General features: G+C 29.4%; 12 protein-coding genes. 11 read left to right on the forward strand and 1 reads right to left on the reverse strand.

The features are described 5' to 3' along the window. Positions 1 to 109: 109 nt before the first annotated feature. The 11 genes from FDT66_RS07915 to FDT66_RS07965 all read left to right on the forward strand — a co-directional run bounded on the left by FDT66_RS07915 (position 110) and on the right by FDT66_RS07965 (position 12,118). Complete coding sequence (locus FDT66_RS07915) at positions 110 to 790, forward strand: SCO family protein (RefSeq protein WP_138535628.1); 681 nt, start codon at positions 110 to 112, stop codon at positions 788 to 790. Positions 791 to 1,284: 494 nt separating this feature from the next. Next, on the forward strand, positions 1,285 to 1,515 hold the full coding sequence (locus tag FDT66_RS07920; RefSeq protein ID WP_138535629.1) for a FeoA family protein: 231 nt from the start codon (positions 1,285 to 1,287) through the stop codon (positions 1,513 to 1,515). Then, entirely contained in the window at positions 1,515 to 3,626 is a 2,112-nt protein-coding gene (feoB, locus tag FDT66_RS07925) for a ferrous iron transport protein B (RefSeq protein WP_138535630.1), read from the forward strand. The genes FDT66_RS07920 and feoB overlap by 1 nt, the downstream gene beginning before the upstream one ends. Continuing rightward, positions 3,626 to 3,742, forward strand: a complete 117-nt coding sequence (locus tag FDT66_RS07930; RefSeq protein ID WP_138535631.1) for a FeoB-associated Cys-rich membrane protein — start codon at positions 3,626 to 3,628, stop codon at positions 3,740 to 3,742. Before feoB ends, FDT66_RS07930 begins: the two co-directional genes overlap by 1 nt. A gap of 91 nt (positions 3,743 to 3,833) precedes the next feature. Next, positions 3,834 to 4,391, forward strand: coding sequence for a DUF2911 domain-containing protein (locus FDT66_RS07935; protein ID WP_138535632.1), 558 nt, complete (start codon positions 3,834 to 3,836; stop codon positions 4,389 to 4,391). Positions 4,392 to 4,554: 163 nt separating this feature from the next. Beyond that, entirely contained in the window at positions 4,555 to 4,977 is a 423-nt protein-coding gene (locus FDT66_RS07940) for a hypothetical protein (RefSeq protein ID WP_138535633.1), read from the forward strand. A 128-nt stretch (positions 4,978 to 5,105) separates the two neighbouring features. After that, positions 5,106 to 8,564 (forward strand): leucine--tRNA ligase, encoded by a 3,459-nt coding sequence (locus tag FDT66_RS07945; RefSeq protein ID WP_138535634.1) that lies wholly within the window; start codon positions 5,106 to 5,108, stop codon positions 8,562 to 8,564. 71 nt (positions 8,565 to 8,635) lie between these two features. Then, positions 8,636 to 9,253 (forward strand): hypothetical protein, encoded by a 618-nt coding sequence (locus tag FDT66_RS07950; RefSeq protein ID WP_138535635.1) that lies wholly within the window; start codon positions 8,636 to 8,638, stop codon positions 9,251 to 9,253. A gap of 92 nt (positions 9,254 to 9,345) precedes the next feature. Continuing rightward, positions 9,346 to 9,816, forward strand: coding sequence for a hypothetical protein (locus FDT66_RS07955; RefSeq protein WP_138535636.1), 471 nt, complete (start codon positions 9,346 to 9,348; stop codon positions 9,814 to 9,816). A gap of 49 nt (positions 9,817 to 9,865) precedes the next feature. Continuing rightward, positions 9,866 to 11,275: a sensor histidine kinase gene (locus FDT66_RS07960; protein ID WP_138535659.1), complete on the forward strand. Its 1,410-nt coding sequence runs from the start codon at positions 9,866 to 9,868 to the stop codon at positions 11,273 to 11,275. 60 nt (positions 11,276 to 11,335) lie between these two features. Further along, positions 11,336 to 12,118, forward strand: coding sequence for an enoyl-CoA hydratase/isomerase family protein (locus FDT66_RS07965; protein WP_138535637.1), 783 nt, complete (start codon positions 11,336 to 11,338; stop codon positions 12,116 to 12,118). A 77-nt stretch (positions 12,119 to 12,195) separates the two neighbouring features. Here the strand turns inward: FDT66_RS07965 and FDT66_RS07970 are convergent, their stop codons facing one another. Beyond that, positions 12,196 to 12,777, reverse strand: a complete 582-nt coding sequence (locus tag FDT66_RS07970) for a hypothetical protein (RefSeq protein WP_138535638.1) — start codon at positions 12,775 to 12,777, stop codon at positions 12,196 to 12,198. Positions 12,778 to 12,863 lie beyond the last annotated feature (86 nt).

Genomic DNA, 12,863 nt, shown 5'->3' on the forward strand with positions numbered 1-12,863 from the left:
ACTATTAGAAGTTGATTTTTTATTTTAACAAACATTTTAGATTGATCGTCATAAAAACAGCTTTTAAACGATTTTTTAAGTCGTAAATTTGCATAAATAATCATGATTTATGGATTTTAAGTTTTTTAAAAAATCGTTACCTACACTTATTTTTTTAGCAGTATTTTCTGCTATTGCCATTCCTGTATTTTATCATTTATTAAAAGTAGATAAAAAATTAAAAGTGTTTAATCCTGTAGATGTAAATCCTAAATTGGTAGATGAAACCATGTTGCATGTTCAAAAAAATCATAAAATTGCCGATTTTAAATTGACAAACCAGAATGGAGAAATCATTACAAATAGCGATTACAAAAACAAAATTTACATAGCCGATTTCTTTTTTACACGTTGTAAAACCATTTGTATAGCAATGGCATATAATATGAACGAGTTGCAAGAATATTATAAAAATGATGATGATATTATGTTTCTTTCACATTCTGTAACACCAGTAATGGATAGTGTTTCCGTGTTAAAAGAGTATGCTATAAATAAAGGCGTAATTGATGGTAAATGGAATGTAACTACAGGCTCTAAAAAACATATTTACGAATTGGCAAGAAAAAGTTATTTTGCTGTTTTAGATGAAGGTGATGGAGGAGAAGACGATTTTATTCATACAGAACAATTTGTTTTGGTAGACAAAGAAAGACGAATTAGAGGTTATTACGATGGTACCGAAAAAGAAGACATGGAAAAGCTAAAGAAAGATATTTTTTTGTTGAAGGAAGAATATGCTAATCAATAGATTTTTTTGAAATTATTATTGTTTCTTTAATGATGTACATTGAAATTAAAATGTAACTTATTGAAGTGATAAAAAAGTAAATTTCATTTTTTGGATTCGAAAGAACATTTGTATTAAAATAGTACGAATAAAGAATTGGATAGGTTAATAAATACCCAATTATAGTTAAATATATTTTATTCTTTTTTCTAGTAAATAAAATTAAAATAATCCCAATTAAAGCTAAAAATACTGAGACAATGTCAAAGTTTACTCCATTTTCTAAACTTTCAAAAACACTAGTTAATATTATAAATATTACTATAATAAAAGGAACAGAAATATGATTGTTATGTTTCGCTATTATTAAAAATAATATTATGGAGAGAACTTTTAAAAAGGATAGTTTTGGTATAATATTCAATTTATTTTTTTCAAAAGTAATCAAAAATAGAATATCACAACTTGTTTAGAATCATTCTAAATGAGTATCTTTGTTTTCCAAATAAAAAACGTTGAGCACAATTGCATCTTTAAACATTGGTGAATTAGGTTATATTTCTGAAGAATCTTTAGATTTTATACCATTAAAGTTATTGGAAATGGGTTGTTTGCCAGGAGCAGAAGTACAATTAATACAAATTGCACCTCTAAAAGATCCATTATACATCTGTGTAAATGGTAGTCATTTAGCAATTAGAAAAGAAACAGCATCTAAAATAAAAATCTTAAAAGCAAATATTTGATGTCTAAAAACGATATAAAAGTTGCTTTAATTGGAAATCCTAACACTGGAAAAACTTCGCTATTTAATCAACTAACAGGTTTAAATCAAAAAGTTGGTAATTACCCAGGTGTTACTGTAGATAAAAAACAAGGAACTAGTAAATTATCGGCAACACAAAATGCAATTATTACAGATTTACCTGGAACTTACAGTATAAACCCAACTTCAATTGACGAAAGTATTGTATTAAAAACCTTACTTAAAAAAGATATTAAAGAATCTCCAGATGTAATTTTAGTAGTTGCAGATATTGAAAATTTAAAAAGAAATCTGCTGCTTTTTTCTCAAATTAAAGACTTAGAAATTCCTACAGTTTTGGCTATTAATATGGTAGATCAAATGGCTAAAAAAGGAATTACAATAGATTTATCTGCCTTAAAAAAGGAATTAAATACAGAAGTAGTACTGGTTAGTGCAAGAAAAAATCAAGGTATTAATGAGGTGAAAGAAGCTATTATTCGTTGTCATGTAGCAGCAAAAGCTTCACCACTTTGTGGTATAAACTCAAAAATTGATCCAGATTATTTTAATAAACTAAAAGAAATTAGCCCCAATTATTCGTTATATGAATTGTGGTTAATGGTCACTCAAAATAATTACCCAACTTCAATAACAAAAGCCGAAAAAGACAAACTATTGGCTTTTAAAGAAGACATGTCTAAGTTGAAAAAATATCAACATAAAGAAACCATATATCGTTATCAAGAAATTAATAAAATTTTAAAGAAAACATATATTGTAGACAAAAGTAAAGCCACAGATGTTCGAAGTAAATTAGACAAAGTTTTCACCCATAAAATTTTTGGTTACGGAATTTTCTTTCTCATTTTACTTGTAATTTTTCAATCTATTTTTGACTGGGCAACATTGCCTATGGATTTGATTGATAGTACCTTTGCAGAACTATCAGATTTTGCTAGAAACAGTTTTCAACCAGGAGTTTTAACAGATTTGTTGGCAGAAGGTATCATTCCAGGTATTGGAGGTGTACTTATCTTTATTCCGCAAATTGCCATTTTGTTCTTATTTATTGCAGTTTTAGAAGAAACAGGTTATATGAGTCGCGTTGTATTTTTAATGGATAAAATTATGCGACGTTTTGGTATGAATGGTAAAAGTGTAATTCCATTAATTTCTGGAACAGCCTGTGCAATTCCTGCAATTATGGCAACCAGAACCATATCTAGTTGGAAAGAGCGTTTGATAACTATTTTAGTTGTTCCGTTTACAACATGTTCTGCACGTTTGCCAGTGTATGCAATTTTAATTGCATTAATAATACCGAATAAAAAAATTATAGGTTTTTTAAATTTACAAGGTTTGGTATTGTTATTGTTGTATGTACTAGGTTTTGCATCAGCAATTATTGGAGCCTATATTTTACACAAAACTTTAAAGATAAATTCAAAATCTTTTTTTGTGGTAGAAATGCCAAACTACAAATTGCCTTCTGTAAAAAATGTATTTTATGATGTGGTAGAAAAAACAAAAGCATTTGTTTTTGGAGCGGGAAAAATAATTTTAGCATTGTCCATAATACTATGGTTTTTGGCTTCGAACGGACCAGAATCATACAAAAATGCAGCTAAAAATATAGTTGAAAATCTAGCTAATGAAAATTTACCAGAAGATGAATTAAATCAAAAAATAGCTTCAGCAAAATTAGAAAATTCTTATATAGGAATCATGGGAAAAAGTATAGAGCCAGCTATAAAACCTTTAGGTTATGATTGGAAAATAGGAATCGCTCTAATAAGTTCATTTGCTGCAAGAGAAGTGTTTGTAGGTACTTTAGCAACAATTTATAGTGTTGGTTCTGATGATGAAAATACAACCACAATTAAAGAGAAAATGCGTTCAGAAATAAATACAGAAACAGGTAAAAAACGATTTAATTTTCCTGTAGGAATGTCGCTTTTAATTTTTTACGCATTTGCAATGCAATGTATGGCAACTTTGGCAATAGTAAAACGTGAAACAAAAACATGGAAATGGCCATTAATTCAACTTTTCGGAATGGGATTGTTGGCATATATAGCATCGTTTATTACATATCAAATTTTAAGTTAATGCAACAAATTATTGTTTACTTATTAGTAGCTTTTGCAGTATTTTTTCTTGTAAAAAAGTATTTTTTTGCTTCTAAAAACAAAAAAAACTGTAGTACAGATTGTGGCTGCCATTAAAACCTTTACACAAAATTACAATCAACTTATTGTAATGATTATTACTTTTGTAAAACTAGATTAAAAAATTAAAATTTAACAATAACATATTATGAAAAAATCCATTTTATCATTAGCAATTTTTGCAATTGCTTTAATTAGTTCAGCAGATGTAGTTGCTCAAAAATTCCCGAAATTAGATGTAAGTCCAATGGATGCAGCCTCTTTTCCAACAAATTGGCGAGATGCAAATAAATTAGTAAAAGTTGTTTACAGTCGTCCGCAATTAAAAGGAAGAGATTTAGAGAAACTTGCTCCAAAAGACAAAGTTTGGAGGTTAGGAGCAAACGAATCTGCAGAAATCACTTTTTATAAAGATGTGATTTTTGGAGGTAAAAAAGTAAAAGCAGGTACATACTCTATGTACGCAATTCCAACAGATGGTGATTGGACAATCATATTAAGCAACCAAATAAATTATTGGGGTTCTTATTTTTACAAACAAGATCAAGATGTTGTAAGAGTTTCTGGTAAAGTTTCAAAGCCAGATAATGAAATAGAAGCTTTTTCTATTGTTTTTGAGGGTGAAGGTACAACTGCTGAAATGCATTTAGGTTGGGCAAATACAGTTGTTACTGTGCCAGTTACTGCACAAGAAACTAACAACTAATATTTTTTAATTTTTGAGAATAAAAAATACTGTTTAAATCCGTTTAAGCGGTATTTTTCGTTTTTACACGTTTTTTTTTCCTTCTCAGTAAAGTTAAATTTAATATGGTAAATATTAGTTGTTGTTTTGTGATAACCAAATTAACAATCTAAAACTGACAATTATGAAAACGTTTATTAACAAATTTTTTATCTGTTTAACTTTATTAACTTCAATAGCACTTGCAAATTGTAACAATACTAATGAAGATTTTCCTTTGGAATTAACAATACAAGATAAAGTTGTTTTATTAGAAAGTGGAGAATGGCTTTTAAAAGGTTTTGAAACCAATGTAATGCATACTTTTAAAGCTGGTAAAAAGTATACTTTTTATGGTTCTGATAATGTTTTTTTAAATGAAGCCATTCCAGGAACTCAAGAATATACAATTTCTGGAGAAATGTTAATGATAAATTATAACTTTGGAAATATTACATCTTATCAATTAAAATTTTCTTGCGATAATTCAATTGTAAAATTTTATGAAGATGATAACTTAAACTTAACCTTGTATAAAAGAGGTTCTAAATATAAAAGTTGTTTATAATTAACAAAAAAACTTTTATAAAAAGAGGCTTTCTAATAAATTTAGAAGCCTCTTTTTATTTTAGATGAATTACACTTTTTGCTTAAAAAGAATAAACGTAAATTTGCGCCTTAAATCAAGAAGTTACAATGCAATACAATCATCAAGAAATAGAAAAGAATTGGCAAAAATTTTGGGCAGAAAACCAAACTTTTAAAGCCAGTAATGAAAGTGAAAAACCTAAATATTATGTGTTAGATATGTTTCCTTATCCAAGTGGAGCAGGTTTACATGTTGGGCATCCTTTAGGATACATTGCATCAGATATTTATGCGCGTTACAAACGTCATCAAGGGTTTAATGTATTGCATCCACAAGGTTACGATTCTTTTGGTTTGCCAGCAGAACAATATGCAATTCAAACTGGGCAACATCCCGCAAAAACAACTGAAGAAAACATTAAAACGTATAGAAATCAATTAGATAAAATTGGTTTTTCTTTTGATTGGTCTCGTGAAGTAAGAACTTCGAATCCAGAATATTATAAATGGACTCAGTGGATTTTTATTCAATTGTTTAACTCTTGGTATAATAAAGATTCAGACAAAGCAGAAGATATTTCAAGTTTAGAAAAAATCTTTAAAACAGCAGGAAACACAAAAGTAAATGCAGTTTGTGATGAAGATGTAAAACCTTTTTCAGCGGAAGAATGGAAAGCGTTTTCAAAAACAGAACAAGAGGAAATTTTATTACAATATCGTTTGACATTTTTGTCAGATACAGAAGTAAATTGGTGTCCTGCTTTAGGTACAGTTTTGGCAAACGATGAGATTGTAAACGGTGTTTCAGAAAGAGGTGGTCATCCAGTTGTTCGTAAAAAAATGACACAATGGTCTATGCGAATTTCTGCATACGCACAACGCTTGTTAGATGGTTTAGAAACCATAGATTGGCCACAGCCATTAAAAGATTCTCAAACCAATTGGATTGGGCGTTCACAAGGAGCAATGGTTACTTTTGAAGTCCTATCCCCAACCCTTTCCGAAGGAAAGGGAGAAAATGTGCAATCGGAAGTAAAAGGTTATATAACAGGGGGAAACAATTCTTATTTGTTGCTAGAAAAAGCGAAAGAAATGAGAGCAAACCCAACACCTGCTGAAGCTATTCTATGGAAATATTTAAAAGGGAAAAAGTTAAAATCTAAATTTAGACAGCAGCATTTAATTAATGATTTTATTGTTGATTTTGTGTGTCTATCAAAAAGATTAATCATAGAAGTTGATGGAAATATTCATGATTATCAATTAGAAAAAGACGAAGAAAGAACTTTAGAATTAGAACAAAAAAGTGGTTTTAAAGTAATTCGTTTTACAAATGAAGAGGTAATTGGAGATATTGAAACTGTAATTTTTAAAATTGAAAAAGAACTAAACAATCAATTTTATAAGTTACAAAAACTAGAGAAAGAACAAATCCAAACCGTTTCAGATACAGTTGAAAACCCAACAGTGTCTCTTTCCTCAGGAAAGAGAGTCAGAGATAGGATTCAGGTTTTTACTACACGTCCAGATACAATTTACGGAGTTTCTTTTATGACATTAGCTCCAGAACACGAGCTTGTTTCTAAAATCACTACTCCTGCCCAAAAAGCAGCGGTAGAAGCATATATAAAAGCAACAGCAAAACGTTCTGAACGCGATAGAATGGCAGATGTAAAAACCATATCTGGAGCCTTTACAGGAGCATATGCAATTCATCCTTTTTCTGGTGAAAAAATTCCAATTTGGATTGGCGATTACGTATTAGCAGGTTATGGAACGGGTGCAGTTATGGCGGTTCCTTGTGGAGATCAACGTGATTACGATTTTGCAAAACATTTCGGAATTCCGATTCCTAATATTTTTGAAGGTGTAGACATTTCTGAAGCAGCACACACAGAAAAGCAAGGTACTGTAATTGCAAATTCCGATTTCTTATCAGGATTAAAATATCAAAAAGCATTAAAGTTGGCCATTTTCGAAATGGAAAAACGTGGGTTTGGTTACGGAAAAATTAACTACAGATTGCGTGATGCCGTTTTTAGTAGACAACGTTATTGGGGAGAACCTTTTCCTGTATATTACAAAGATGGAATGCCACAAATGATTGACGCAAAACACTTGCCAATTGTGTTGCCAGAAGTAGAGAAATACTTGCCAACTGAAGATGGAAAACCTCCTTTAGGAAACGCAACAGAATGGGCCTGGGATTCTCGTGCAAATAAAGTAGTTTCGAATGATAAACTAAAAAACAAAACAGTATATCCTTTAGAGTTAAACACAATGCCAGGGTGGGCTGGAAGTTCTTGGTATTTTAATAGATATATGGATTCGCAAAATTCAACCGAATTTGCAAGTAAAGAATCACTTGATTATTGGAAAGAAGTAGATTTATATATTGGAGGTTCAGAACACGCAACAGGGCATTTGTTATACGCTCGTTTTTGGCAAAAATTCTTGTTTGACAAAGGTCTTGTTCCTGTAGATGAATTTGCTAAAAAACTAATCAACCAAGGAATGATTTTGGGTACTTCTGCATTTGTTTACAAAGCCACTTCTTTTGTAAAGAATGGTTGTAATATTGATAAATCAAATGACGATGTTATTGAGAAAATTCCAACAGTTTTTGTTTCTAAAAGTTTATTTTCTAATGATGATGAATTTGAAACAATTGTAAAAAACTATTTGTTAGACAATAAATTGCTCGATCCAAATTTTGCAGATTTGGTAATGATTACCAAAACACCACTACATGCAGATGTTTCTTTGGTAAATAATTCTGATGAATTAGATGTAGAAGGTTTTAAAAATCATCCTTTAAATGCAGATTATAAAAATGCTGAATTCATTTTAGAAGATGGCGTATACAAGGTTGGTAGAGAAGTAGAAAAAATGTCCAAATCGAAATACAATGTGGTCAATCCAGATGATATTGTAAAAGAATATGGAGCAGATGCATTGCGTTTGTTCGAAATGTTTTTAGGGCCTTTAGAACAAGCTAAACCTTGGAAAACTTCAGGTATTTCTGGTGTGTATTCTTTCTTAAAGAAATTATGGAAATTATACATTTCTGAAGATGGTGTAATTGTATCCGAAGAAAAAGCAACAAAAGACGAATTAAAAGTATTGCATAAAACCATTAAAAAAGTACAAGAAGATATCGAGAATTTTTCTTTTAACACCTCTGTTTCTACCTTTATGATTGCTGTAAACGATTTGACAGCTTTAAAATGTAATAAGAAAGAAATTTTAGAGCCATTATTAGTTTTATTGTCTCCTTATGCACCACATATTTCGGAAGAATTATGGAGTAAATTAGGTAATAAAAAATCTATTTCAACAGCTCCTTTTCCAGTTTTTGATGCAAAACATTTGGTAGAAAGTTCTAAAAATTATCCAATTTCTTTCAATGGAAAAATGCGTTTTACTTTAGAGTTGCCTTTAGAGTTATCAAAAGATGAAATTGAAAAAACAGTAATGGAGCACGAAAAAACACAAGAACAACTTGCAGGAAGAGTTCCTAAAAAAGTAATTGTAGTTCCTGGGAAAATAGTAAATATAGTGGGTTAAAGGCACAGGATTTTTAAAACTCACTCAAAATAGTATATTCGCAAAAAATAATCAACCTAAAAAAAATAAAAATGAAATTTGCAAAAATTATTCTTCTATTAACATTTGTTGCTGCCTTTTCTAGTTGTGCATCTGGTTACAAAACCATTAACCCTAATAATTTAAATTACCGTTCTAAAAGCACAGATAATAACGTATCATTAGAATATAAGTACGAACTATTAAAGAAAAAATATAAAAAGAAAGAAATAGCGAAAGGAGTAAGATTGGTTGCTGTAAAAATTACAAATAATAGCGGAAAAGATTTGGTTTTCGGTCAAGATATTAAATTGATTTACGACGATGGAACTTCGCCTTATATTATGGAAACTGATAATGTTTTTAGATCACTAAAACAGAGTCCTGCTTCGTATTTATGGTATTTGTTATTAACTCCAATGAACTTATATACAACTTCTAATCAAAATGGTTTTCAAACTCAAACAAGCTCTACACCAATAGGTTTAGTTGTTGGTCCAGGTTTAGCTGGAGGAAACATGATTGCAGCAAGTTCTGCTAATAAAAAATTTGAAAACGATTTGTTGGAGTATAATTTAAATGGAGTAATAATAGCTAGTGGAAAAACGGTTTCTGGTTTAATTGGAATAAGATCTGACGATTATAATGCGATTAAAATAAAAGTCGAATAAAGCTATTTATTTTTAACAGAACAAAAGTCATTACAGTATTTGTAATGACTTTTTTATTTAAGTACCTTGTCATTCTCAAAATAATAATCACAATGAAATTAAAACATATTATATTTTTAATAATTTTCGGAACGTTTTTTGTTGCTTGTAAAAATGATACAGAAACTTCTTTAAAAGAATACATGACTAAAAGCTGGCAAACTACCTATTTAAAATTAGAAATGCCAACTTATCAAAAATCAGATTCTTTAGAAATTTATGAAGATAAATTTGAAAATGATCCTGAATTATTGGCGCAATCTAAATACAATTCAGATGGAACTTTTTCAGCTTGGTTTATCAACAAAAAAGGAGAAAAAAACTCTAATTCTAATGGAAAATGGCGTGTAGAAAACGACTCACTTTTCGTAGAATTTTTTTATAATGAAAGAGATATGAAAGTGAGTTATCATGTAACAAAAACAGAGGAAGGTTTTTTAGCAAAAAGCAAATACGATTGGGATAATGATGGTGATTACGACGATCTTTTAACGATGAAAACAAAACAAATTAAAGCACAGTAATTTGAGTACATTTAAAAATGTTTCTTTAAGAATTCGGATATTTTTATCTATGATTTTATTGGTGTTATTGGCATCAATTTTAATTGTGGTCGTAACAGTTTATCAATATGATGAACAAACTGACGATTATAACATTCAGCGTTTTGAACGAAAAGAAGCCACAACCAAACAAACCATAGAGTTAGAGCTAAGAAACAAAACAACATATGCAGTAAATACAGAGAATTTAGATAAAATTTTTAAAGAACGTATTTACGAAATATCGTCTATAAATAAATTAAATATTGCTATATATGATTTAAACGGAAACCTTTTAAAATCGTCTATTGCAAGTGCTTTCGAGAAAATTGATGTAAAACCACTTTCCGATAAAATTATTAAAGAATTAGCTCAAAATTCCAACCATAGAATTTTAAAAAATTTAGAAATAGAAGATAAAAGCTATCAAACATCATACTCATATATAAACGATTCTAAGTACAAAAGAATAGGTATTTTAGAATTACAATTCACACAAGACAATTCAGAAATTGAACACGAACTTAAAGAGTTTATGTACAGATTAGGCTTGGTATATATTTTAATGTTTTTAATAGCAATTGCATTTGCATTCTTCTTGTCAAGTTACATTACACGCTCAATAAAAACAATTTCAGATAAAATGCAGCAAACTCGTTTAAACGAGCGTAATGAAAAAATTATACTAAACAAAGCAAGTTCAGAAATTGAGGTATTGGTAGATGCTTATAACAACATGATTGATCAATTAGAGGAAAGTGCCGCCAAATTAGCAAAAAGTGAACGTGAACAAGCTTGGAGAGAAATGGCAAAACAAGTTGCTCATGAAATAAAAAATCCATTGACTCCAATGCGATTATCCGTACAAAGTTTTGAAAGAAAATTTAACCCAGAAGATCCAAAGATTAAAGAAAAATTAGCAGAATATTCGCAAACTTTAATTCAACAGATAGATGTAATGAGTTCAATTGCATCAGCATTTTCTGATTTTGCAAAAATGCCATCACAGAAAAAAGAAAAAATTGAAGTAATTGGTGTTGTAAAATTGGCATTAGATATTTTTAACGAAAAAGCAATTAAATACAAACCTCAAGAACCAACATTAGATGCTTTTTTAGATAAAACACAATTAATTAGAATTGTAACCAATTTGGTTAAAAATGCTTTGCAAGCAACAGAAAAAGAAGAAAACCCAATAGTAGAAGTAGTAGTTTCTTCAGAAAATACAAATGTAAAAATAGTGGTTTCCGATAATGGAAAAGGAATGTCTGATGACGTGAAAGAATTAATTTTTGAACCGAAATTTACAACCAAAACAAGTGGAATGGGATTAGGATTGGGAATTATTAAAAATATTATTGAAGCTTATGGAGGTACAATTACATTTACATCTAAAGAAGGTGAAGGAACTGTTTTTACTGTAGTTTTACCTAAGCAATAAAAAGTACAGTTGCAGTTTTTTAGTAAAATTTTTCATATAAAAAATTAAAATATAATAAAAATGAATTTCGAAAATTTAATAATCACACAAAACAATGGTATAGCACAAATAACCATTAATAGACCTAAAAAATTAAACGCTTTAAATAAAGCCACTATTCAAGAGTTACACGAAGCGTTTAGAGCTTTAGAGAGTGATGTAGCAGTAAAAACAATTATAATAACTGGAAGTGGAGACAAAGCTTTTGTTGCTGGAGCAGATATTTCTGAATTTGCTCATTTTTCAGTTGAAGAAGGCCAGTTTTTAGCAAAAGAAGGGCAAAGAATATTATTTAATTTTATAGAAAACTTAGCTACACCAGTCATTGCAGCTATAAATGGTTTTGCTTTAGGAGGAGGTTTAGAATTGGCAATGGCATGTCATTTTAGAGTTGCTTCTGACAATGCAAAAATGGGTTTACCTGAAGTTTCTTTAGGAGTAATTCCAGGTTATGGTGGTACACAACGTTTACCACAATTAGTAGGAAAAGGAAAAGCAATGGAGCTAATTATGACAGCAGGCATGATTTCTGCAAACGAAGCAAAAGAATGCGGTTTAATAAATCATGTAGTTTCTCAAGAAGAATTATTGCCTTTAGCCGAAAAAATTGCTTCTAAAATTTTAAGAAACTCTTCAGTAGCAATTTCTGCTGCTATAAAAGCTGTAAATGCTAGTTTTAAAGATGGTGTAAATGGTTATGATACCGAAATTGAAGCTTTTGGAAACTGTTTTGGAACTGAAGATTTTGTTGAAGGAACCACTGCATTTTTAAACAAGAGAAAGCCTGATTTTCCAGGAAAATAATAAAAAAAAGCGAGCATTAACTAGCTCGCTTTTAATTCAAAATTCATAGCAAAATTTGATACTATATTTATTGTTTTTTAAATGTTAAAATCTTGAATATAAGTTCTGTAATTGTCGTGAATAATAACTTTGTAATCTCCTTTTTCTTCTTTAGAAAGTCTATATACCCTGTTTAAAATTGCTTCTGTTTCTTTAATTGTTTCAGAATAAATAACCTCATTCTTATACAAAAGAGTTACTTGTAAAGGGTTATTATTGAAAGAAATTTTAGAAATTAAAACCAATTCGTTTTCAGTTCTAATTACGGGTTTAAATTCAGTTTCATTTTTTTCAGAAAAAAGTACAGTTCCATTTTCTACTTTAAAAGACTTTTTTATAATTTCGAAATCTTTCTCTAACTCAGCAATGTAACTTCCAGAAGCTAATGCAGAAAAATCAAAAGTTTTAGAGAATGTTCCTGCTTCTGTAATTTTAGATGTATATAAAGTAACACCATTTTCTTGCTTAATAGTAAGTGTATTTCCTTTTTTAACAGCGTTAAATTCAACTTTTACTCTCTTTACATCAATAGTTTTAACAGGAGTATTGTTTTCGTTTGCGTAACCTAATAATGTTCCGAACATTAATGCTACTACTAAGTATTTTTTAATTGTTTTCATTTTTCTTTTTTTTTGTTTGTTATGATTAACAGTGCAAATCTATGGCAGATTTAAGATCCTAAAAACATCAAAATTGGCAAATTTAT

Source organism: Polaribacter aestuariivivens, assembly GCF_005885675.1.
Lineage (GTDB): Bacteria > Bacteroidota > Bacteroidia > Flavobacteriales > Flavobacteriaceae > Polaribacter > Polaribacter aestuariivivens.